Genomic DNA, 24,308 nt, shown 5'->3' on the forward strand with positions numbered 1-24,308 from the left:
CCTTGATTCAGCAACGAATCAAGGGGCTTTCTGTTGTTTGGTACTTTGCAAAATTTCTGTTTTTTTGATTTATCAATGGTATTTTGGTATACTTGTATTTCCTCTTTTACTACTCTTTTTTATTTTCACCTCTCTATTATATTGTTTTTCATAATAGCATAATCCATTTCAAAATGGTAGGGTGTTTTCCGTTTGTTATTCTTTTTAGTTCTTTTTTATTGTTTTGAAAATCAATAGCTTACTTACTTTTCTCTTTTTCTGGCATACCTTTAGCATTACTTATGGCAAATAATTAGGATTATTAATCATTTAAAAGGTAAAAACATGGGAATAACACTATCATTTATTTTCTGCTTGTTAAGCGGTTTCGCTTGTTTCTGGCTATTTTGGAAATGTGTAGACTGGTTTGAGAATATTTAAAGAAAAAGGAGAATTGATTATGTACACAGCATTATTCGTATTAGGTATTGCGATCTTCGGTTATTTGATGTACGTGCTCGTCAAACCCGAAAAGTTTTAAAGTAACACACACAGTTTAAGGTAAAAAGTATATGAATATAGAAATTTTAGGCGTGGTTGTTCAGATAGCCTTGATGGTGATTCTGGCTTATCCACTGGGAAAATACATTGCCAAGGTCTACAGAGGAGAAAAGACCTGGTCTGATTTTATGGCTCCTATCGAAAGAGTCATTTATAAAGTTTGTGGAATCGACCCCAATGAAGAAATGAACTGGAAACAATTCCTGAAAGCATTGTTGATTTTGAATGCTTTCTGGTTTTTCTGGGGAATGGTACTCTTGGTTTCACAAGGATGGTTGCCCTTAAATCCGGACGGCAACGGACCGCAGACTCCGGATCAGGCATTCAATACCTGTATCAGTTTTATGGTGAACTGTAACTTGCAGCACTATAGCGGTGAAAGCGGACTGACTTATTTTACTCAACTGTTCGTCATCATGCTTTTCCAGTTTATTACCGCAGCAACAGGTATGGCTGCTATGGCAGGTATTATGAAGAGTATTGCTGCAAAAACAACCAAAACAATTGGTAACTTCTGGCAATTTCTGGTAATAAGCTGTACACGTATTTTATTGCCTCTTTCTCTGATTGTAGGTTTTATCCTGATTCTCCAGGGAACTCCGATGGGATTTGACGGTAAGATGAAGGTAACTACGATGGAAGGCCAGGAACAAATGGTTTCTCAAGGTCCTACGGCTGCGATTGTTCCTATCAAACAATTGGGTACAAATGGTGGTGGTTACTTTGGTGTAAACTCTTCTCATCCGTTGGAAAACCCGACTTATCTTACTAATATGGTAGAATGTTGGTCTATCCTGATTATCCCGATGGCGATGGTACTTGCGCTGGGTTTCTATACTCGCAGAAAGAAGTTGGCTTACAGTATATTCGGAGTAATGCTTTTCGCTTTTCTAGTAGGCGTATGTATTAATGTCAGTCAGGAAATGGGCGGTAATCCACGCATTGATGAATTGGGAATTGCGCAGGATAATGGTGCGATGGAAGGTAAAGAGGTTCGTTTGGGAGCCGGAGCAACAGCATTATGGAGTATTGTAACTACTGTAACCTCTAATGGTTCTGTGAATGGTATGCATGATTCTACTATGCCGCTGTCCGGAATGATGGAGATGCTGAATATGCAGATTAACACTTGGTTTGGCGGTGTAGGTGTAGGATGGATGAATTACTATACATTTATTATCATTACAGTGTTTATCAGCGGTTTGATGGTAGGACGTACGCCGGAATTTCTCGGCAAGAAAGTGGAAGCCCGCGAAATGAAAATCGCTACGATTGTAGCTCTGCTTCATCCGTTTGTCATTTTGGTATTTACAGCACTCTCAAGTTATATTTATGTGTACCATCCTGATTTTGTGGAAAGTGAAGGTGGATGGTTGAACAACTTGGGATTCCACGGTTTAAGTGAGCAACTTTATGAGTACACTTCTTGTGCCGCCAATAACGGTTCCGGTTTTGAAGGTTTGGGAGATAATACTTATTTCTGGAATTATACGTGTGGTATTGTTCTGATTTTGAGCCGTTTTATTCCTATCATCGGGCAGGTTGCCATTGCCGGATTACTGGCACAGAAGAAATTCATTCCGGAAAGTGCCGGCACATTGAAGACCGATACATTGACTTTCGGAGTCATGACATTTGTGGTTATCTTCATTATTGCTGCGCTGTCGTTCTTCCCGGTACATGCATTGAGTACAATTGCTGAACATTTAAGTTTGTAATACTGAATTAGAGAAGATATGAAAGATAATAAATCAGCTTCTTTGTTTCCAAAGGAGCAAGTTATAGAAAGTTTGAAACAGTCATTCGTGAAACTGAACCCGCGGATGATGATAAAGAACCCGATTATGTTTACAGTAGAAGTGGCTACAGTGGTCATGCTACTCGTAACGCTCTACTCTATTGTAAATTCTTCACAAGGTTCGTTTGCTTACAATATTGCCGTGTTTATCATTCTGTTTGTAACCTTGTTGTTTGCCAATTTTGCCGAAGCTATTGCCGAAGCACGTGGTAAAGCACAGGCCGACAGCTTGCGTAAGACTCGTGAAGAGACACCGGCAAAGAAAGTGGAAGGCAATAAAATTGTTACCGTCAGTTCTTCGCAGTTGAAGAAAGGAGATGTGTTTGTTTGTGAGGCGGGAGACGTGATTCCTTCCGATGGTGAGATTATTGAAGGCTTGGCTTCTATTGATGAAAGTGCTATCACCGGCGAGTCTGCTCCGGTTATTCGTGAGGCAGGTGGCGACAAGAGTTCCGTAACGGGTGGCACGAAGGTATTGTCCGATCATATAAAAGTAATGGTGACTACTCAACCGGGAGAAAGTTTTCTTGATAAGATGATTGCATTGGTGGAAGGTGCTTCCCGTCAGAAAACCCCGAACGAGATTGCGTTGACTATTCTGTTGGCAGGTTTTACGCTTGTTTTTGTCATTGTGTGTGTTACCTTGAAACCGTTTGCCGACTATAGTAATACGGTCATCACTATTGCTTCGCTTATTTCTTTGTTTGTGTGTCTGATTCCGACAACTATCGGTGGACTTCTTTCTGCTATCGGTATTGCCGGTATGGACCGCGCGCTCCGTGCCAACGTGATTACTAAATCTGGTAAAGCGGTAGAGACTGCCGGTGATATTGATACGTTGTTGCTGGATAAAACAGGTACTATCACCATCGGTAACCGTAAAGCAACTCATTTCCATACGGCTCCGGGTGTCAATTTGCACGATTTTGTAGAGACTTGTCTGTTGTCTTCCTTGTCCGATGAAACGCCGGAAGGTAAATCTATCGTAGAACTGGGACGCGAGTCGGGCATCCGTATGCGTAACCTGAATACAACAGGAGCGCGTATGATTAAATTTACGGCTGAAACCAAATGTTCGGGAGTAGACCTGGCAGATGGAACGCAAATTCGTAAAGGTGCTTTCGACGCTATCCGTAAGATGGTGGAAGGTGCAGGAAATGAATTCCCGAAAGAAGTGGAAGAGGTCATCTCTTCTATCTCCAGTAATGGTGGTACGCCGTTGGTAGTATGTGTAAACAAGAAAGTGACCGGTGTCATTGAGTTACAGGATATTATCAAACCAGGTATTCAGGAACGTTTCGAACGTCTGCGTAAGATGGGAGTGAAGACGGTCATGGTGACAGGAGATAACCCGTTAACTGCAAAATATATTGCCGAAAAAGCCGGTGTGGATGATTTTATCGCTGAAGCTAAACCGGAAGATAAGATGGAATATATCAAGAAGGAACAGCAGGCTGGTAAATTGGTTGCAATGATGGGAGACGGAACGAACGATGCTCCTGCTCTGGCACAAGCTAATGTAGGTGTAGCCATGAATAGTGGTACACAGGCTGCGAAGGAAGCCGGTAATATGGTCGATCTGGATAACGATCCGACGAAACTGATCGAGATTGTGGAAATCGGTAAACAATTGCTGATGACACGCGGTACACTGACCACTTTCTCTATCGCCAATGACGTTGCAAAATATTTCGCAATTGTTCCTGCCTTGTTTATGGTCGCTATTCCCGAATTGGCAGCTCTGAATATCATGCATCTGCATAGTCCTGAAAGCGCCATTCTTTCAGCGGTCATTTTTAATGCGATTATTATTCCGATTCTGATTCCGCTGGCTTTGCGTGGCGTGCAATACAAACCGATAGGTGCGAGTGCTTTACTTCGCCGTAATCTGTTGATCTATGGTTTGGGTGGTGTGATTGTTCCTTTTGTGGGAATCAAGTTGATAGATTTATTGGTAGGTTTATTCTTTTAATTAAAAAACAATAGCAATGAAAACTTTATTGAAGTCATTAAAAATAACACTTGCTTTTTGTGTCTTTTTCTCCGTGTTCTATATCCTTATCTTGTGGTTGTTTGCGCAGGTTGCAGGTCCTAATAAGGGAAATGCCGAGGTAGCTACGCTGGATGGAAAAGTAGTGGGGGCAGCCAATGTGGGTCAGATGTTTACAAAAGATATTTATTTCTGGGGACGCCCGTCTTCTGCCGGTGACGGATATGATGCTACGAGTTCTGCAGGTAGTAATAAAGGTCCTACGAATCAGGAATATCTGGATGAAGTGAAAGCGCGTATTGATACTTTCCTTGTACATCATCCTTATTTAGACCGTGCGGATGTGCCTGCCGAAATGGTTACAGCCAGTGCTTCGGGGCTGGATCCTGATATTACTCCCCAATGTGCATACGTACAAGTGAAGAGAGTGGCACAAGCACGCGGATTAACAGAAGAACAAGTAAGAGCGATTGTTGATAAAAGCATCGAAAAACCGTTCCTGGGATTGTTGGGAACAGAAAAGGTGAATGTGCTGAAATTGAATATAGCTCTTGAAGAAAGTAATAAGTAGATGAAGATCAGGAGCAGCGTTCCTGTCCGAATCGTTTGGGTGATACCAGCGGTTCAAATAAACAGGGGGGGATGGGGCGCTGCTTTTTTACAGGAACATAAAATAGAATTAGATAAGAAGTATGAAAAGTTTTTTTAGTAAAAAGAGTATTTTAGGAACAATGGCTGTAGCGGCCGTATGTATGTTGGGAACTGGCAATGCACAAGCACAAGAGTTTACTATACAAGGTGATTTGGTAAGTTCGTATGTATGGCGTGGTATTTATCAGGGGGGTGCCGCTTCTTTTCAACCGACTTTGGGATTTAGCGTAGGTAATTTCTCACTTACTGCATGGGGATCAACCAGTTTGAGTGAGAGTAATAAAGAAATTGACCTCACTGCAGCTTATAAGTTTGGTGAAGCAGGACCGACACTTTCAGTAGCCAGTCTTTGGTGGAACGGACAAGCTGATGTAGCCAATGGAGAACTAACAAATGATTATTTCCATTTTAAGAGTGGCGACACCGGACATCATTTTGAAGCAGGATTAGCTTATACGCTTCCTGTTGAAAAATTCCCGTTGTCTATTGCATGGTATACCATGTTTGCCGGTGCTGACAGAAAGATGACTGACAAGGGGGAAGAAAAACAGGCATATTCTTCTTACGTAGAACTGAATTATCCGTTCAGCGTAAAAGGGGTAGACTTGAATGCTACCTGTGGAGTGGTTCCTTATGAAACTCCGCAGTATAATGTGAATGGTTTTGCAGTGACGAACCTTGCTTTGAAAGCAACGAAAGCTATCAATTTTAATGATAAGTTTTCATTGCCTATATTTGTGCAAGCTATATGGAATCCGCGTTTGGAGGATGCCCATCTAGTATTTGGCGTAACTTTAAGGCCATAAAATAAACTCATGAATTTTTGTGAACCCGTGGTGATCGTGATGATTGCTACGGGTTAGGATGTTTAAAATAACAGAGCAACATAATGGATGATAGAGAACAAAGTGTACAGCATTTTCTGGATCTGATAAAGAGATCTCAGCGAGGTAAGTTTAAGGTCTATATCGGTATGATAGCCGGTGTGGGAAAGTCATATCGTATGCTTCAGGAGGCACATGAACTGTTGGAAAATGGTGTGGACGTGAAAATCGGCTATATCGAGACTCATGGACGTGTCGGGACGGAAGGGATGCTAGAAGGACTTCCTGTCATTCCGCGACGTAAAATCTTCTATAAGGGAAAGGAATTGGAAGAAATGGATTTAGATTCTATTATTCGCCTTCATCCCGAAATTGTGATAGTGGATGAATTGGCACATACCAATGTGGAAGGAAGTCTGAATGAGAAACGTTGGCAAGATGTAATGACATTGTTGGATGAAGGAATCAATGTGATTTCGGCAATCAATATTCAGCACATCGAAAGCGTGAATGAAGAAGTGCAGGAGATTACGGGGATTGAAGTGAAAGAACGAGTGCCCGACAGTGTGCTTCAGGAAGCGGATGAGGTGGTGAATATTGACTTGACGGCAGAAGAACTGATTGCCCGTTTGAAAGCGGGAAAGATCTATCGTCCGGAAAAGATTCAGACAGCATTGGATAATTTCTTTAGAACCGAGAATATTCTTCAATTGCGTGAGTTGGCTCTAAAGGAAGTGGCGTTGCGGGTAGAAAAAAAGGTGGAGAATGAAGTGATGATGGGAGTAGCCGTCGGACTTCGGCATGAGAAGTTTATGGCTTGTATCAGTAGTCACGAGAAAACACCCCGGCGAATTATCAGAAAGGCGGCAAAGTTGGCAACCCGGTATAATACAACTTTTATAGCTTTGTATGTTCAGACTCCGAGAGAGAGTATGGATCGAATTGATTTGGCCAGTCAACGGTATTTGTTGAATCATTTTAAACTGGTGGCGGAACTTGGGGGAGAAGTTGTCCAGGTGCAGTCGAAAGACATTTTGGGGAGCATCGTCAAGGTTTGTAAAGAGAAACAGATATCGACAGTGTGTATGGGAACTCCTAATTTGAGGCTACCGTACGCTATTTGTTCTATACTGGAATATAGAAAGTTTTTAAATAATTTGTCGCAAGCTAATGTAGATTTGATTATACTTGCATAATATTAATCGTATGAACGTTATGAATATTAAAACGAAACTGATTCTTGGCATTGGGATGTTGGCAGGAATGATTATTTTGTTGGTAACACTTTCAGTAGTGAATCTTCAAACTCTGACTGCGACAGAGCCTGATAGTCCTGCTGCTATGCCTGCCTTGGAACGTGCATTGCTATGGATCTCCATAACAGGGGGAATCTGTATCTTGACCGGACTGATATTGCTTTATTGGTTGCCTCGTTCTATCAGCAAGCCGATTAAGGAGCTGAAAGAAGGAATTCTTGAAATAGCCAATCATAACTATGAGAAGCGTCTCGACATGAGTGACAATGAAGAGTTCCGTGAAGTGGCTGACAGTTTCAACCGGATGGCGGAGCGTTTGACTGAATATCGTGCCAGTACTTTGTCGGATATTCTTTCTGCTAAAAAGTTTATAGAAGCTATTGTTAACAGTATTAACGACCCGATTATCGGTCTGAATACAGAACGTGAGGTTTTGTTTATCAATGATGAAGCCTTAAGTATTCTGAATATGAAACGGGAGAATGTGATTCGTAAATCGGCAGAGGAACTTTCTTTGAAGAATGACCTGCTCCGTCGACTAATTCGTGAGTTGGTGACGCCAAGCGATCAGAAAGAGGCTTTAAAAATTTATGCGGATAATAAGGAAAGTTATTTTAAGGTCTCTTATGTCCCGATCATTAATACGGAGGCTGAAAAAGGGGAACCTCGCAAACTGGGTGATGTCATTTTACTTAAGAATATCACGGAATTCAAAGAACTGGATTCTGCCAAGACTACATTTATTTCAACGATCTCTCATGAATTGAAAACTCCGATTGCTGCTATTATGATGAGTCTACAACTGCTTGAGGATAAGCGTGTCGGTGCGCTGAATGATGAGCAGGAACAGCTTTCAAAGAGTATCAAGGAGAATAGCGAACGTTTGTTAAGTATCACCGGAGAATTGCTTAACATGACGCAGGTGGAAGCTGGTAAATTACAGTTGATGCCGAAGATCACCAAACCGATTGAATTGATTGAGTATGCGATCAAAGCTAATCAGGTGCAAGCGGATAAGTTTAATATTCAGATAGAAGTGGAGTATCCGGAGGAGAAAATCGGTAAACTGTTTGTCGACAGCGAGAAGATTGCTTGGGTATTGACGAATCTGTTAAGTAACGCTATTCGTTATTCAAAAGAAAACGGGCATGTGGTTATTGGTGCCAAACAGGATGAAAACTGGATTGAATTGTATGTCCAAGACTTTGGCAAAGGCATTGACCCGCGTTATCACAAAAGTATCTTTGACCGCTATTTCCGTGTACCCGGAACGAAAGTGCAAGGTAGTGGTTTGGGATTATCTATTTCCAAGGATTTTGTGGAAGCTCATGGCGGTACGCTGACGGTAGAGAGCGAATTGGGTAAGGGGAGTCGGTTTGTGATGCGGTTGAAGGCGTAGTTTTGAAGGAGTCTATGAAAGAATTGGGTTATTGCTATCTACTTCCTATGTTGTTTTAATTCTTTGTTGAATTGAATACTATAACAGCAAAAAAACGCGACTCTGTTCTGAAACTTTAGAGAATCAATGTATTATAGTCTCTCTAAAAATCTTTATATTTGCAGACCGTTTGGAAACGATAGTGAATAATAAACAATACAATAACTTAAAAAACAACCAAAATCAGATGAAGCAGGATATGATTGTTATCCTTGACTTGGGTAGTCATGAGAATACGGTGTTGGCTCGCGCCATCCGTGCATTAGGAGTTTATAGTGAGATTTATCCTCACGATATCACAGTGGAAGAACTGAAAGCATTGCCCAATGTAAAGGGTATTATAATTAATGGTGGACCGAATAATGTAATTGATGGCGTTGCTATTGATGTAAATCCAGCTATCTATACTTTGGGGATTCCCGTCATGGCTGCAGGTCACGATAAAGCAACTTGTGAAGTGAAGTTGGCAGAATTTGCGGATGATATTGAGGCTATAAAGGCGGCAGTGAAATCATTTGTTTTCGATGTTTGTAAAGCTGAAGCTAACTGGAACATGAAGAACTTTGTCAATGATCAGATAGAGTTGATTAAGCGTCAGGTGGGCGATAAGAAAGTATTGTTGGCTCTGTCGGGTGGAGTTGATAGCTCTGTGGTAGCAGCTTTACTTCTGAAGGCAATTGGTAACAATCTGGTTTGCGTACATGTTAATCATGGTTTGATGCGTAAGGGAGAGTCTGAAGATGTGGTTGAGGTATTCAGCAACCAGTTGAAAGCAAATCTTATTTATGTAGATGTAACCGATCGTTTCTTGAATAAACTGGCAGGTGTGGAAGATCCGGAACAGAAACGTAAAATTATTGGTGGTGAGTTTATTCGTGTGTTCGAAGAAGAAGCACGTAAGCTGAATGGTATTGACTTCTTGGGGCAAGGGACTATTTATCCGGATATTGTGGAAAGTGGAACGAAAACTGCTAAAATGGTGAAGTCTCACCATAATGTAGGTGGGCTGCCTGAAGACCTTAAGTTCGAGCTTGTGGAGCCGTTGCGCCAATTATTTAAAGATGAAGTTCGTGCTTGTGGCTTGGAGTTGGGATTGCCTTATGAGATGGTTTACCGTCAACCTTTCCCTGGTCCAGGTTTGGGCGTACGTTGTTTAGGTGCTATAACGCGTGACCGTTTGGAGGCTGTACGTGAGTCCGATGCTATTTTGCGTGAAGAGTTTCAGATTGCCGGATTGGATAAAAAGGTATGGCAATACTTTACAGTAGTACCCGATTTTAAATCTGTTGGTGTACGTGATAATGCCCGTTCTTTTGATTGGCCGGTGATTATTCGCGCTGTCAACACGGTAGATGCTATGACGGCTACTATCGAACCGATAGAATGGCCTATCCTGATGAAGATAACAGACCGTATACTGAAAGAAGTGAAGAATGTAAATCGCGTTTGTTATGATATGTCTCCGAAACCTAATGCGACTATAGAATGGGAATAGAGAGACTTTTTAAGTGATATTTCGATAGCCTCAATTTTTTGTAAGTTGAGGCTATTTTTTTTAATATGTTGAACCTTGCCACATTGAATTTGACAGATGTTTAATCTGATTGATATATGATTTGCGTTGGTGTAAACCATAGTGTAAACTGAGCCGTGTAAACCGGCACCAATTGATGTATAAAAGAAAAAGGCACCCAAGAGTGGAAGCCTCTCAAATGCCTTATTCTTATCAAGTAGCGGGACCCGGGATTGAACCGGGGACCTCATGATTATGAATCATGCGCTCTAACCAGCTGAGCTATCCCGCCATCGTTTCTCGATTGCGGGTGCAAAGATAGATGATTTTTTATAATCTCCAAAACAATTCATAACTTTTTTGTGTTTTTTCTTTAAGAAGGGTTTTGATTTTCCCTATAAACAGGGAGTTTGAGGTCCGATAATGAAAGAATAATTAAATAAAGTGTCTGATTTATGCGATGTATTTAGAAAAAAGTATTTATCTTGGCACACGTAAAAACAATTCGAAATTGCTATGAAAAAGGAAAAGATTCATTTGGAGTATTTGTTGAATGCAACGTCTAAAAATATTCTTTGGGGAGCTATTAGTACACCGACCGGGTTGGAGGACTGGTTTGCCGACAAAGTTATTTCTGACGATAAAATAGTAGAGTTTCATTGGGGGAAGACAGAACAGAGGAAAGCAGAGATTATTGCCATTCGCTCTTTCTCTTTTATCCGCTTCCGTTGGCAGGATGATGAAAACGAACGCGATTATTTTGAAATCAAGATGACTTATAATGAGCTGACTAGTGATTATGTGCTGGAAATTACTGATTTCGCAGAGCCGGATGAAGTGGATGATATGAAAGAATTGTGGGAGTCACAAGTAGCTAAATTAAGAAGAACTTGTGGTTTTTAGTTAACTTTCAACTAAAAATTTTCGATGCTCCTTTTTTTGTGCTAATTTTGCATCCTAATTGCACGAACCTATTAAGATGCTACGCATAAAGAAATTAGATATATTCATCGTAAAGAGTTTTTTGATGCTCTTTATTGGTACATTCTTCATCTGTCTGTTCATATTCATGATGCAGTTCCTGTGGAGATATGTAGACGAATTGGTCGGAAAGGGATTGGAGATGAGCGTAATGGCTCAATTCTTCTTTTATTCCGCGTTAACATTAGTGCCGGTATCGTTGCCATTGGCAGTGCTACTGGCTTCTTTGATTACTTTCGGTAACTTTGGCGAGCGTTATGAATTGCTTGCGATGAAAGCCGCAGGTATTTCTCTCCTTAAAATCATGCGTCCGCTTGCTTTCTTCGTTTGCGGACTTGTCGGTGTCTCATTCTATTTCCAAAATGTAGTAGGTCCTATCGCCCAGGCTAAATTGGGAACCCTGATCCTTTCGATGAAACAAAAATCTCCGGAGTTGGACATTCCGGAAGGAGTATTCTATTCTGAAATCAAGGACTATAATTTAAAGGTAGCTAAGAAGAACCGGAAGACCGGTATGCTATATGATGTGCTGATTTATAGTATGAAAGATGGCTTTGAGAAAGCACGTATTATATATGCTGATTCCGGGCGTTTGGAGATGACCGCGGATAAACAGCATCTTTGGCTGCATTTGTATAGCGGAGATTTATTTGAGAATCTGAAAGCTCAAAGTATGAAATCGGAGAATGTACCTTATCGACGCGAGGAATTCAGGGAAAAACATACCATTATTGAGTTTAATTCCGATTTCAATATGGTTGATGGTGAGATTATGGGTAAGCAGTCCAGTGCTAAGGACATGGCACAGTTGCAGAGTTCCATTGACTCGATGACGGTTGTGGGAGATAGTATCGGACGACAGTATTACAGGGAAGTGGCAGAAGGAAATTTCCGTCCTTCTTATGGATTGACAAAAGAAGATACGATCAAAATAGAAAAGGCGGATATTTATGAATATAATGTAGATAGTCTTTACGAAGTAGCCTCTTTAACGCAGAAACAGAAGGTGATTTCTTCTGCTGTCAGTCGTGCGGAGAACGTGGCTAACGATCTTGGGTTCAAGAAATTCACGATGGAGAACAATGATTATAGTATTCGAAAACATAAGACGGAATGGCATAAGAAGATAACAATTTCACTTTCTTGTCTGCTGTTCTTCTTTATCGGAGCTCCGTTGGGCGGTATTATCCGCAAAGGAGGTCTGGGAATGCCGGTCATCGTATCAGTGTTGGTGTTTATCATTTATTATATCATTGATAATACAGGATATAAAATGGCCCGCGACGGTAAGTGGATTGTTTGGATGGGGATGTGGACAAGTAGCGCAGTCCTTGCCCCGTTAGGAGTCTTCCTTACTTATAAATCGAATAAAGACTCTGTGGTGCTTAATGCAGATGCTTATATCAACTGGTTTAAAAAGATTGTGGGAATTCGTAGTGTACGTCATATATTTAAGAAAGAAGTGATTATTCATGATCCTGATTACGCACGTCTGACGGGTGATTTGGAACAACTTTCGGCAGAGTGTAAAGCGTATGCCGCCAGGAAACGATTGGAAAAAGCACCGAATTACTTTAAGTTGTGGATGGCGAGTGAGGATGATAACGAGGTGATGGCAATCAATGAAAAGCTGGAAGCGTTGGTTGAAGAAATGTCCAATACGAAATCTGCCACTTTGATCGGTGCATTAAACAATTATCCGGTTATTTCCGTTTCTGCTCATGTGCGCCCGTTCCATATATATTGGTTGAATCTGGTGGCCGGAGTCATTTTCCCTATCGGTTTATTTTTCTATTTCCGCATCTGGGCGTTCCGCGTTCGTCTGGCTAAGGATATGGAACGGATTATAAAGAACAATGAACAAATTCAATTCATCATACAGAAAATCAATAAATAAGTGTTATGAAAGAGACTATTAAAATGGATAGAATAGAAGATGCGATTGCCGACTTTAAAGAAGGCAAGTTTGTCATAGTAGTGGATGATGAAGACCGCGAAAACGAAGGCGACTTGATTATTGCAGCTGAAAAGATAACTCCCGAAAAAGTAAATTTCATGTTGAAACATGCACGTGGCGTACTTTGTGCACCTGTCACAGTGTCTCGTTGCAAGGAGTTGGATTTACCGCATCAGGTAAGTGATAATACTTCCGTGTTGGGAACTCCTTTTACGGTTACTATTGACAAATTGGAAGGCTGTACAACAGGTGTTTCCGCTTCCGACCGTGCCGCTACTATTCAGGCGTTGGCCGATCCGACTTCTACACCGGCTACTTTCGGGCGTCCCGGACACATCAATCCGTTGTACGCGCAAGAAAAAGGAGTACTTCGCCGTGCCGGACATACAGAAGCTACGATTGATATGGCTCGTCTGGCAGGACTTTACCCCGCAGGTGCCTTGATGGAAATCATGAGTGAAGACGGAACAATGGCACGTTTGCCCGAACTCCGTCAGATGGCAGACGAACACGGACTGAAGCTGATTTCTATCCATGACCTGATCGTTTATCGCCTGAAACAGGAATCCATTGTAGAAAAAGGAGTAGAAGTAAATATGCCTACCGAACACGGAAAGTTCCGTCTGATTCCTTTCCGCCAGAAATCAAACGGATTGGAGCACATGGCTATATTTAAAGGAACATGGAGTGAAGACGAACCGATCTTGGTACGCGTCCATTCCTCTTGCGCTACTGGAGATATCCTTGGCTCACAACGTTGTGACTGTGGCGAGCAACTGCATAAAGCGATGGAAATGATCGAAAAAGAAGGAAAAGGCGTGGTGGTTTACCTCAATCAGGAAGGACGTGGCATCGGTCTGATGGAAAAGATGAAAGCATATAAGTTGCAGGAAGACGGTATGGATACCGTTGACGCGAATATTTGTTTGGGACACCTTGCCGATGAGCGTGATTACGGAGTAGGCGCACAAATCCTTCGTGAACTGGGAGTACACAAAATGAGACTTTTGACAAATAATCCGGTGAAACGTGTTGGTTTGGAAGCATACGGATTGGAGATAGTAGAAAATGTACCTGTTGAAACAGTTCCTAATCCGTATAATGAACGATACTTGAGAACAAAGAAAGAAAGAATGGGGCATACTTTACATTTTAATAAGTAAATTGCCAATTTGTTTTCATATATCAAATATTATCGCTTATTTTGCAACGATTTTCACTCAACAACAATAAAATAGATACAAAATGAATCAATTATCAGATCGTTTGAACAGCTTGTCGCCATCGGCGACGCTTGCCATGTCGCAAAAGAGCAACGAGCTCAAGGCACAGGGTGTTGATGTTATTAACTTAAGTGTAGGAGAACCGGATTTTAATACTCCTGACCACATCAAAGAAGCTGCGAAAAAAGCCATAGATGATAACTTTTCTCGTTACTCTCCGGTACCGGGTTATCCGGCTTTGCGCAATGCTATTGTTGAGAAACTGAAAAAAGAAAACGGTCTGGAATATACAGCCGCTCAAATTTCGTGTGCCAATGGTGCCAAACAATCTGTTTGTAATACCATCCTTGTATTGGTAAATCCGGGTGACGAAGTCATTGTGCCGGCTCCTTACTGGGTAAGCTACCCGGAAATGGTGAAAATGGCAGAAGGTACTCCCGTAATTGTTTCGGCAGGTATCGAACAAGATTTCAAGATTACTCCGGAACAGCTGGAAGCAGCCATCACTCCGAAGACGAAAGCATTGATTCTTTGTTCTCCGTCTAATCCGACAGGTTCTGTATATACAAAAGAAGAATTGGCCGGATTGTCAGCAGTATTGGCTAAACATCCGCAGGTGATAGTAATCGCTGACGAGATTTACGAACATATCAATTATATCGGTGCGCATCAGAGTATCGCTCAATTCCCAGAAATGAAGGAACGTACAGTGATTGTAAACGGTGTATCCAAGGCTTACGCTATGACAGGATGGAGAATCGGTTTCATTGCCGGTCCGGAATGGATTGTAAAAGCTTGCAACAAGTTGCAAGGTCAGTACACTTCAGGTCCTTGCTCTGTTTCTCAAAAAGCTGCTGAAGTGGCATATACAGGAACACAAGAACCGGTAAAAGAAATGCAGAAAGCATTCCAACGCCGTCGTGACCTGATTGTGAAGTTGGCTAAGGAAGTTCCGGGATTTGAGGTAAACGTTCCGCAAGGTGCTTTCTATCTGTTCCCGAAATGCGATGCTTTCTTTGGAAAGAGCAATGGCGAACGTAAGATTGCAGATTCAGATGATTTGGCAATGTACTTGCTTGAAGAAGCTCACGTGGCTTGTGTAGGTGGTGCCTCTTTCGGTGCTCCTGAATGTATCCGTATGAGTTATGCTACAAGCGATGAAAATATCGTAGAGGCTATCCGTCGTATCAAAGAAGCATTGGCTAAGTTGAAATAAGAGTTCACCACAGATTACACAGATTGAAAAGAGATTGTCTGTCTGAAAAATATTAGATTAATAAAATCATCCTTACTACAGTATGCAGTAAGGGTGATTTTTTTGTTTAAGGAACTTCTTTGTATTTTTCTATCCGTTTGATTGTGAATTAATCTGTGTAATCTGTGGTGAAGAAAGAGCAATAAAAAAAGGCTGCCTTCCGTAGAAAGCAGCCTATACTCTTTTTGTAACTTGTATTATTCAGCCGGGTGAATTGCTTCAGACGGACAAACGTCTGCACAAGTACCACAGTCAGTACATACATCTGGGTTGATAGAATAGATATCACCTTCAGAGATAGCTTCTACCGGACACTCGTCAATGCAAGTTCCGCAAGCAATACAATCGTCACTAATTACGTATGCCATTTTTCTAAGATTTAAATTATTAGTACTAATTTCTCCGGCAAAAATAAGGCTTTTATTGATTGGTTGTTATGCTTCTATGTTTAAATTGACTTAATTTGTACGTCTTCTAAATAAGCTACCTCCCTATAATCTGCTATATTTTTCGTATTTTTGCACTCAAATTACTAATATATAGCGATTATGCCTTTAAATTTACCCGATAAACTACCTGCGATAGAGCTTTTGAAGGAAGAGAATATTTTTGTGATCGACACTTCCCGCGCTACGCAACAGGATATTCGTCCGCTACGGATTGTGATTCTGAATCTGATGCCGCTGAAAATTACAACGGAAACAGACTTGGTGCGCTTACTCTCCAATACACCTCTTCAGGTGGAGATTTCATTTATGAAGATCAAGAGCCACACGTCAAAGAATACGCCGATAGAACACATGAAAACGTTCTATACGGATTTCGACCAGATGCGTCACGAGAAGTATGATGGTATGATTATCACCGGAGCTCCTGTAGAACAGATGGACTTCGAGGAGGTGACCTATTGGGATGAGATTACGGAAATCTTTGATTGGGCACGTACGCATGTCACTTCTACCTTATATATATGCTGGGCTGCGCAGGCCGGATTGTATCATCATTATGGAGTTCCTAAATATCCGTTGAAAGAGAAGATGTTCGGTATCTTTGAACATCGGGTATTGGAACCTTTCCACTCCATCTTCCGTGGTTTTGATGATTGTTTCTATGTGCCGCATAGCCGTCATACAGAAGTACGCAGGGAAGACATTCTGAAAGTTCCGGAATTGACGTTGCTTTCCGAATCGGAAGATGCCGGTGTCTATATGGCAATGGCACGGGGCGGTCGTGAATTCTTTGTCACGGGACACTCCGAATATTCTCCGCTGACACTGGACACGGAATACCGTCGCGATCTCGATAAAGGCTTGCCGATAGAGATGCCCCGCAATTATTATATAGACAATGATCCTGAAAAAGGCCCGTTGGTACGTTGGCGTGCTCATGCTAATTTGTTGTTCTCCAATTGGCTGAACTACTTCGTTTATCAGGAAACACCTTACAACATCAACGATATTCAATGATAAAGCAGCGTAAAATAGAACTTCTCGCTCCGGCGAAAAACCTGGAATGTGGCATTGAAGCTATCAATCATGGGGCAGATGCAGTATATATCGGTGCTCCGAAGTTCGGTGCCCGTGCGGCAGCTGTGAACTCATTGGAAGATATTGAAGCATTGGTGCAGCATGCCCATTTGTATCATGCACGTATTTATGTCACGGTCAATACGATTCTGAAAGAAGAAGAGTTGAAAGAGACAGAGGAGATGATTCATGCACTTTATCGGATTGGCGTAGACGCGCTGATTGTGCAGGACATGGGGATCACGAAGTTGAATCTTCCTCCGATACCGCTTCATGCCAGTACACAAATGGACAACCGTACACCGGAAAAAGTAAAATTCCTTTGGAAGGCGGGTTTCCGGCAAGTAGTCCTGGCGCGGGAACTATCGTTGCGTGAAATAAAAAAGATACACGAAAATTGTCCGGAAGTGCCTTTAGAGGTATTCGTACATGGGGCACTTTGTGTCAGCTATAGCGGGCAGTGCTATGTCAGCCAAGCCTGTTTCGGTCGTAGTGCCAACCGGGGAGAATGTGCGCAATTCTGCCGGTTACCTTTTAGTCTGGTAGACGCGGACGGGAAAGTGATTGTCAAAGACAAACATCTGCTTTCCCTGAAAGATATGAATCAAAGTGACGAACTGGAGCAATTGCTGGATGCCGGAGCTTCCTCGTTCAAGATAGAAGGGCGGCTGAAAGACGTTTCTTACGTGAAGAATGTAACGGCCGCTTATCGTCAAAAGCTGGATGCCATCTTTGCCCGTCGTCCGGAATATGTAAGGGCTTCTTCGGGTACGTGCAATTTCGAGTTTAAGCCGCAACTGGATAAGAGTTTCAGCCGTGGATTCACACATTATTTCCTGCATGGACGTGACAAAGAGATTTTCTCTTTCGACACTCCCAAGTCGTTGGGCGAGGAGATGGGGACTGTGAAGGAGATTCGCGGCAATTATCTGACGGTTGCGGGACTTAAATCCTTTAACAATGGAGACGGTGTTTGTTATATCGACGAACAGGGACGTTTACAGGGATTCCGCATCAACCGGGTGGACAGCAACAAACTATATCCACAGGAAATGCCTCGCATCAAGCCTCGTACCACATTATATCGTAATTTCGACCAGGAATTTGAACGAGTGCTTTCCCGTAAGTCTGCCGAAAGGAAAATCGCAGTGCGAATGTTGCTTGCCGACCATCATTCCGGTTTCTCTTTGACATTGACTGACGAAGATGATAATAGAGTCACAATCACCCTTCCACGTGAAAAAGAGCCGGCCCGGACTCCGCAGACGGACAACCTGAAAACGCAACTGTCTAAATTGGGGAATACGCCTTTCGAAGCAAAAGAAATAGAAATCTCTTTTACCGACAACTGGTTTCTGCCGGCTTCGGTATTAGCCGATTTCCGCCGGCAGGCAATCGACCGGTTAATAACTGCCCGTCGAATCAATTACCGTCAAGAATTGTCGGTATGGAAGTCAACCAATCATGCTTTTCCACAAACGACGCTAACCTATTTGGGGAATGTCATGAATACTCGTGCAGCTTCTTTCTATCAGGAGCATGGGGTTCAACAGGTAGCAGCGGCTTACGAAAAAGAAGCGGTGGAAGATGCGGTACTGATGTTCTGCAAACATTGTTTACGTTACAGTATGGGATGGTGTCCCATCCATCAACGGGTACGTTCACCTTATAAAGAACCCTATTACCTGGTGTCAAATGACGGCAAACGTTTTCGTCTGGAATTTGATTGTAAGAATTGTCAAATGAAAGTAAAAGCGGCTCAATGAGAATCATTATTCACAATTTTCACCACAGTTTTCACCACAGAGGACGCAGAGGACACAGAGGATATAGTGGAGGTGACATCTTCACTCATTCTTCTGATACAGACTGTTTGAGTGTTTTTGGGAAAAAGTGTAGAAAGTTTTTCTCTTTACCCTCTTTATCCTTTTTATCCTCTGTGTCCTCTGCGTCCTCTGTGGTGAAAATAGTGATGAAAACAGTGATGAACCTCCTACTATGTTTACTTTTGCTCTCATCTTGTTATTATAAAGCACCGGCTTTGGATTCGGAAGAACTGTCGAAGAAGACGAAAGACTCGTTGACTTACTTGTACGAACGGCATTATACATGGAATACAAACTTGGAAGTAGTCGATGATTCCATCTCTTTGGAATGTCTTCCGATAAAAGATACTTTTATTCAGTTGAATAAAGGGGATAGGGTAGTGGTGGCAGAGTTTGCGGTTCACCCTGCCGATAGTGTAGACAGTGTTTGGGTGAAGCTGGCTCACACACAGGATGAACAGGGCTGGATACGTGAAAAAGAACTCAAGAAGTCATTTGTGCCGACTGATAGTATTTCGCAGGCCATTCATCTTTTCAGTGATACGCATGCTTCTTATTTCATTATCATCTTCGCTTTATTCGTCGGTGTATATCTGTTTCGCGCTTTTCGTCGAAAGCAGTTGCAGATGGTCTATTTTAATGATATAGATAGTGTTTATCCGTTATTTCTCTGTTTGTTGATGGCTTTCAGTGCAACGATTTACGAATCGATGCAGGTCTTTGTGCCGGAAACGTGGGAGCATTTTTATTTCAATCCTACTTTGTCGCCGTTCAAAGTTCCTTTTATTCTCTCTGTCTTCTTGTTGAGTATTTGGCTGTTTTTGATAGTCGCTTTGGCGGTGCTGGATGATTTGTTCCGACAGTTGACTCCCGCTGCAGCTATCTTTTATCTGCTGGGGTTGATGTCTTGTTGTATTTTCTGCTATTTCTTCTTTATCCTGATGACACATATTTATATCGGTTATCTGTTCCTTGCCTTTTTTATGCTGGTTTTTGCGAAGAAAGTCCATCGGAACATTGGGTATAAGTATCGTTGTGGGCGTTGTGGGGAAAAGTTGAAGCAAAAAGGTGTATGCCCCCATTGTGGAGCTATCAATGAGTAATTTTATTATCTGTTTTATTCTTGAATAACTTTTCAAATGATGGAAATCAGATCTACCGAAATAAAAGATCTCCCTTTAGTGATGGAGATTTATGACTATGCCCGTGCCTTTATGCGTGCAACCGGAAATACTACTCAATGGATTGACGGTTATCCTTCTGAAGTATTGATTCGTCAGGAAATTGAAGATGGACATAGCTTTGTCTGCATAGATGAACAGGGAGAAATTTTGGGGACTTTTTGTTTTATCTTGGGAGACGACCCTACTTATCAACAGATTTATGAAGGAACATGGCTCAATAATGAACCTTATGGAGTGATTCATCGGCTGGCAACGAACGGAAAACAGAAGGGGGTATCGGAAACCTGCTTGAACTGGTGTTTCGAACGTTGGCCCAATCTCCGGGTAGATACTCATCGGGACAATAAAGTCATGCAGCATATATTGACGAAGTATGGCTTTCAACGTTGTGGTATCATTTATGTAAAGAACGGTACAGAGCGTATCGCTTATCAAATGACGCGTGTGTCTGATGGAACAGAGAAACTTGCTTAATCGTGGTGGAGTGTAGTTGAAGTGTATTAGATGTAGACAAGATAATCTTAGATATAAGCAAACCAATAGGAAACTGTAGGTAAAGTAATGCCAGGACACCGGTATAGTTCCGTTAAGATGCCGGTATAGTTGTGTGAAGGTACCGCTATCTTTACCTTCCCACGGCCGTGGTGACTTCTTCTCACAGCCGTGACGAGATCTCTCCACGGCCGTGAAGAGAAGCTACCACAGCCATGGAAAGGTAAAGATAGCGTAGGGTTAAGAGAACAATGCCTATTGGATTAATTAAGTATAACGACTTTATAATGCATACTTCATAGAGGCATACGTTCTTCTATCACGTATTCCATGCCATCAATCTATAAGAGACAGGCTGACAATAAAAGTCCGACTTTTATTGTCAGCCTGTTTTTGGGTTATTGTCAGCACTTATTGTCAGGTGTCAATGGATTGATAATCATTGTTTTATATGGATAAAATCTTTAGCTGACAATAAAATGACTAAATAATATCTCTATGAGTGAAAATGATTAGAACCGGCAGCGGAGATCTACTCCAAATTGCATTGGGCGTCCTTTTTGCATAAAACCTTTGTTCATTGTTTCGAAATAGAAGGCGGCATATTCTTTATTCAAGAAGTTGCGTGCCCAGAAACTAATCATTGCGTCACCGATTTCCAGATTCGTTCTCCAGTTGAGTGTGCCATAGAAAGATTGGCTGACATCGTTTTGTTCAGTCCAGTAGATACGTCCGGCAGCGTTATAATTAGCTTGGAATACAACCCGGTCGAAGATAGAGCGCGGACTGCAGGTGATGGCGTATTCTCCTCCGATATTTAAGGTATGTTTGGGGACAAAGGGAACATATTTGCCATTATAATCTGCGGTTACTTTAAAAGTGCCGTCTTTTTGCTCTTCGGTGATTACATAATCCGTAAAGGTGGCATACGTATATCCGTAACTGACATTCAGGCTAAGTTCTTTTGTCACACTGGCACGAAGGGCTGCTTCTGCACCATAGCTACGGCTTTTTCCTGCATTGATCGTGATACGTCCCAGACCACTTTCTGCAAATTGGGAGAGTTGTTGGTCGCGGGTATCCATATAGAATGCTGCGACGTCAGCCCAAAGTCTGCCTTCCCATAAAGTAAGGTGACTACCTACTTCGTAGTTCCACGAATATTCGGGTTTGTAAGTGGTGGACGCTTTTACATCAATCTCTTTTGTAGGTACCATTTGGTTCATCATATTAATGATGGTTTTTCCCCAGGTGGCATCTTGCCCTATTGTCGGACTTTCTTTGATGGCATTCATCATCGAATTTTTCAATTCTGTTTGTGATAAGTCAGAGAACATTTGGATGTTATATCCTCCCGAACGATATCCCCGGGTGACGGTGGCATAAACGTTATTTTGATTCTTCCATTCATATTGAATAGCAAATTTGGGTAGGAGCTGTACATAATCAGTAGAGAGCTTGCCAACGAAAGAGGCAGGGGCTTTCATATTCTGATCAGACAAGTTTATTTGGTTGGGTCCCATAGCTAAGTGAAAATCAAAACCAAAGTCGATAGGAGTGCTAAGAGAATTATACTTCATACTGATTTTCTCGTAATCGAGCCGGAGGCCGGCTGTAACGGACAGTCCTTCTATGAACAAGTTGTTGAAAGTAGACTGATGATAAAGTGCACCGCTAAGAGTCGGGGTATCGAAAGTTCCTCCTACGCTTAATGACGGGTTATGTACGGTCATTCCCATGGTGGGAGCTCCGGGTTTGGCAGATACTTCTTCAAAAGCTGCATTGGCGTTGTTTTCAATGACCGACTTCACTCCTTCTTCTTTAAACAGAACAGGACCTGTAGTATGCAGCCATTGATAGAATCCGAAAGCTCCCGTAGCCCACTGCCATCTTTTTCCGGGTTTGGCTTTCAACACAATCTCTTCGGAAATGGTGTTTGCACGTTGCTTTTGCTCAATATTGAAAATATCTCTTTCTGTGAAATCCTGATCGAGAAACATGCGGTCGTTCAGGTTCTGATAACCTGTCACGGCACTTAATATAAAGTTGTTGGCTTGATATTCGATGTTAACACCGGAGTTGAGCAATCCACGGCGGTAACTGCTGCGGTCGTTATATGAAATCTTACCGATATAATCTGCCCGGTCTTCTGTCATTTCCTTACCATTTTCTTTCGCTTTAGCTATCGCACTGGGGGTAATCCCGGTATAGTAATACGGATATCCGCCCTGATCGCTATATTCATAGCTAAGGGCCATATCTATTTTCAGGTTCGAAGTAGGCAGGTAAATACCACGGAAACGTCCGCCACCGGCATTGCTCTTGTCTACCTTTTCGTTGTTTCTTGCCGAATTTTCAAAGAAGCCACCTGTGTGTTCGTAGAAACCTCCGGTAGAAAAGGCGAAGCGGTCGGATGTCCGGTGATAGTGGGTGAGTGACACATTATAATTATTGTAGGTCGCTGCTCCCATGCGGATATCAGTACCTTGATAAGTGAAAGGCGATTTTGTGTGCACTTTGATAAGTCCTCCCATCGTATTACGTCCGTAGAGAGTACCTTGTGGTCCTCGGAGAATGTCAATACGTTCGATATCAGCATAGTTGAAGTCGAAAGCGGATTTGTCGATATAAGGGATGTTGTCTACGTAAAGTCCTACGGACGGAGTGTTGATACGTGAGCCGATTCCACGGATATAAATGGAAGTGGTCAGTTTGGAACCATAATCGGGGATAAACAGATTAGGGACGATGCCTGTCAGGTTTTTCACAGAGTTCACCTGATTGGCACGCATATTATCTTGTGATAAAACAGTGGCTGCCACCGGTAATTCACGCAACTTACGATTCTCTTTCGGAGTGGCAATCACTACCACTTCTTCGATGTCTACTATTTTTAGTGAGTCTTTCGGGAAATCTTCCGCCCATGCTGTCCCTGTCGTCAGGAGCATAAGGGCAATCATAATATTCTTTGTCTTCATCTGCTGTTAATTTGTCTGCTGCAAAGTAACGGCAAATATAGACAATGGTCAATCCTCATTTATTAGGATTTATTTCACCACAGTTTTCATCACAATTTTCACCACAGAGGACGCAGAGGACACAGAGGGTATAGTGAAGGTAACATCTTCACTCATTCTCTGATACAGACTGTTTGAGTGTTTTTGGGAAAAAGTGTGGAAAGTTTTTCTCTTTACCTTCTTTATCCTTTTTATCCTCTGTGTCCTCTGCGTCCTCTGTGGTGAATCAGATTCGGTCCGCTTCTATATACCCGTTCATTACCGCATAAATAGTCAGTCCGGAGACGGACTTGATGCCTAATTTCTCTGTGATATTTTTCCGGTGAGTGATAACGGTGGTCAGGCTGATATTCAGTTTATCTGCTATCTCTTTGTTGATTAATCCTTTGGTTATCAGTACGAGCACTTCTATTTCACGGGAAGATAGAATCTCCTGATGAGGCTGCGCCGGAGGCATGGATGGCATGTCTTTCACCGGATAACCGTTGTGGTGGGCGTGTTGGTGGAGTTTCAATATGTTTTTCACCAACTCTTCCTCGGATTCATGGATGTTGAGTACAGGCACGCCGGACAGTTGGAATTGCGGACTGTCGCTTGCCAATACAATTGTTTTTCGTTTCCGGGGGAGAAAGAAAGCATTGTGCTCCACATAAATCTGTGCGGAAATGAAATAATGGGCATACATATCCGGCGTATCGTCCATCAGTTCACTGAATTGATGGAAGGTACGTATGGTTGCCATAGGAATCATTTCCTCCAGGATTCCTTTCAGGCCGAGACTGGTCAGGGTGTTTGCTTCTACAATGGCTATTTCGGGTTGATGATTCATTTTCATGT

At 42.2% G+C, this 24,308-nt stretch carries 19 protein-coding genes and 1 tRNA gene; 16 read left to right on the forward strand and 4 right to left on the reverse strand.

Features of this window, described 5'->3' with window-relative positions; translation table 11 throughout:
- The first annotated feature begins 439 nt into the window (after positions 1 to 439).
- The 8 genes from DW862_RS26800 (at position 440) to guaA (ending at position 9,992) form a co-directional block, all read left to right on the forward strand.
- The gene (locus tag DW862_RS26800) at positions 440 to 520 is read left to right on the forward strand and encodes a potassium-transporting ATPase subunit F (protein ID WP_073343870.1); all 81 of its coding nucleotides are present in this window, start codon (positions 440 to 442) and stop codon (positions 518 to 520) included.
- Between the two features lie 31 nt (positions 521 to 551).
- The gene (gene kdpA, locus DW862_RS23080; protein WP_008025316.1) at positions 552 to 2,258 is read left to right on the forward strand and encodes a potassium-transporting ATPase subunit KdpA; all 1,707 of its coding nucleotides are present in this window, start codon (positions 552 to 554) and stop codon (positions 2,256 to 2,258) included.
- A gap of 18 nt (positions 2,259 to 2,276) precedes the next feature.
- Complete coding sequence (kdpB, locus tag DW862_RS23085; protein WP_120070744.1) at positions 2,277 to 4,310, forward strand: potassium-transporting ATPase subunit KdpB; 2,034 nt, start codon at positions 2,277 to 2,279, stop codon at positions 4,308 to 4,310.
- Between the two features lie 16 nt (positions 4,311 to 4,326).
- A complete protein-coding gene (locus DW862_RS23090) occupies positions 4,327 to 4,899 on the forward strand; it encodes a K(+)-transporting ATPase subunit C (protein ID WP_004312961.1) in 573 nt (190 codons plus the stop codon).
- A gap of 121 nt (positions 4,900 to 5,020) precedes the next feature.
- Positions 5,021 to 5,785: a hypothetical protein gene (locus tag DW862_RS23095; protein WP_074705922.1), complete on the forward strand. Its 765-nt coding sequence runs from the start codon at positions 5,021 to 5,023 to the stop codon at positions 5,783 to 5,785.
- A gap of 83 nt (positions 5,786 to 5,868) precedes the next feature.
- Positions 5,869 to 6,999 (forward strand): sensor protein KdpD, encoded by a 1,131-nt coding sequence (locus DW862_RS23100; RefSeq protein WP_120070748.1) that lies wholly within the window; start codon positions 5,869 to 5,871, stop codon positions 6,997 to 6,999.
- Positions 7,000 to 7,018: 19 nt separating this feature from the next.
- Positions 7,019 to 8,458, forward strand: coding sequence for an ATP-binding protein (locus tag DW862_RS23105; protein WP_004312964.1), 1,440 nt, complete (start codon positions 7,019 to 7,021; stop codon positions 8,456 to 8,458).
- Positions 8,459 to 8,684: 226 nt separating this feature from the next.
- Positions 8,685 to 9,992 carry a glutamine-hydrolyzing GMP synthase gene (guaA, locus tag DW862_RS23110; protein ID WP_004314576.1) on the forward strand — a complete coding sequence of 436 codons (1,308 nt, stop codon included), beginning with the start codon at positions 8,685 to 8,687 and terminating at the stop codon, positions 9,990 to 9,992.
- A gap of 236 nt (positions 9,993 to 10,228) precedes the next feature.
- Here guaA and DW862_RS23115 read toward each other — a convergent pair.
- Positions 10,229 to 10,302 (reverse strand) — tRNA-Met (locus DW862_RS23115).
- Positions 10,303 to 10,526: 224 nt separating this feature from the next.
- Between DW862_RS23115 and DW862_RS23120 the strand changes: the two genes are divergently transcribed.
- From DW862_RS23120 to DW862_RS23135, 4 genes are all read left to right on the forward strand, one after another.
- Positions 10,527 to 10,913 carry an START-like domain-containing protein gene (locus DW862_RS23120; protein ID WP_004299081.1) on the forward strand — a complete coding sequence of 129 codons (387 nt, stop codon included), beginning with the start codon at positions 10,527 to 10,529 and terminating at the stop codon, positions 10,911 to 10,913.
- A 76-nt stretch (positions 10,914 to 10,989) separates the two neighbouring features.
- Positions 10,990 to 12,888 (forward strand): LptF/LptG family permease, encoded by a 1,899-nt coding sequence (locus tag DW862_RS23125; protein WP_087319085.1) that lies wholly within the window; start codon positions 10,990 to 10,992, stop codon positions 12,886 to 12,888.
- A gap of 5 nt (positions 12,889 to 12,893) precedes the next feature.
- On the forward strand, positions 12,894 to 14,111 hold the full coding sequence (locus tag DW862_RS23130; protein ID WP_004309056.1) for a bifunctional 3,4-dihydroxy-2-butanone-4-phosphate synthase/GTP cyclohydrolase II: 1,218 nt from the start codon (positions 12,894 to 12,896) through the stop codon (positions 14,109 to 14,111).
- An 82-nt stretch (positions 14,112 to 14,193) separates the two neighbouring features.
- On the forward strand, positions 14,194 to 15,387 hold the full coding sequence (locus DW862_RS23135; protein WP_004306402.1) for a pyridoxal phosphate-dependent aminotransferase: 1,194 nt from the start codon (positions 14,194 to 14,196) through the stop codon (positions 15,385 to 15,387).
- Positions 15,388 to 15,623: 236 nt separating this feature from the next.
- On the opposite strand, the gene DW862_RS23140 is transcribed toward DW862_RS23135, so the two are convergent.
- A complete protein-coding gene (locus tag DW862_RS23140) occupies positions 15,624 to 15,794 on the reverse strand; it encodes a DUF362 domain-containing protein (RefSeq protein WP_002559159.1) in 171 nt (56 codons plus the stop codon).
- Between the two features lie 180 nt (positions 15,795 to 15,974).
- On the opposite strand from DW862_RS23140, the gene metA reads away from it, so the two are divergent.
- From metA to DW862_RS23160, 4 genes are read left to right on the forward strand one after another with little or no spacing between them, the layout of a single operon-like run.
- Complete coding sequence (gene metA, locus DW862_RS23145) at positions 15,975 to 16,892, forward strand: homoserine O-succinyltransferase (RefSeq protein ID WP_004314573.1); 918 nt, start codon at positions 15,975 to 15,977, stop codon at positions 16,890 to 16,892.
- Positions 16,889 to 18,718, forward strand: coding sequence for a U32 family peptidase (locus DW862_RS23150; protein ID WP_008025286.1), 1,830 nt, complete (start codon positions 16,889 to 16,891; stop codon positions 18,716 to 18,718). The genes metA and DW862_RS23150 overlap by 4 nt, the downstream gene beginning before the upstream one ends.
- A complete protein-coding gene (locus tag DW862_RS23155; protein ID WP_207895182.1) occupies positions 18,715 to 19,881 on the forward strand; it encodes a zinc ribbon domain-containing protein in 1,167 nt (388 codons plus the stop codon). The genes DW862_RS23150 and DW862_RS23155 overlap by 4 nt, the downstream gene beginning before the upstream one ends.
- Before the next feature lie 36 nt (positions 19,882 to 19,917).
- Entirely contained in the window at positions 19,918 to 20,436 is a 519-nt protein-coding gene (locus tag DW862_RS23160) for a GNAT family N-acetyltransferase (protein ID WP_004314570.1), read from the forward strand.
- A gap of 530 nt (positions 20,437 to 20,966) precedes the next feature.
- Here the strand turns inward: DW862_RS23160 and DW862_RS23165 are convergent.
- Together DW862_RS23165 and DW862_RS23175 are read right to left on the reverse strand one after the other, a co-directional pair.
- Entirely contained in the window at positions 20,967 to 23,432 is a 2,466-nt protein-coding gene (locus DW862_RS23165) for a TonB-dependent receptor (protein ID WP_165861968.1), read from the reverse strand.
- Between the two features lie 265 nt (positions 23,433 to 23,697).
- Positions 23,698 to 24,300 carry a response regulator transcription factor gene (locus tag DW862_RS23175; RefSeq protein ID WP_008640722.1) on the reverse strand — a complete coding sequence of 201 codons (603 nt, stop codon included), beginning with the start codon at positions 24,298 to 24,300 and terminating at the stop codon, positions 23,698 to 23,700.
- Positions 24,301 to 24,308 lie beyond the last annotated feature (8 nt).

It is taken from the genome of Bacteroides sp. AM37-9 (assembly GCF_003603455.1).
Classification (GTDB): domain Bacteria; phylum Bacteroidota; class Bacteroidia; order Bacteroidales; family Bacteroidaceae; genus Bacteroides; species Bacteroides xylanisolvens.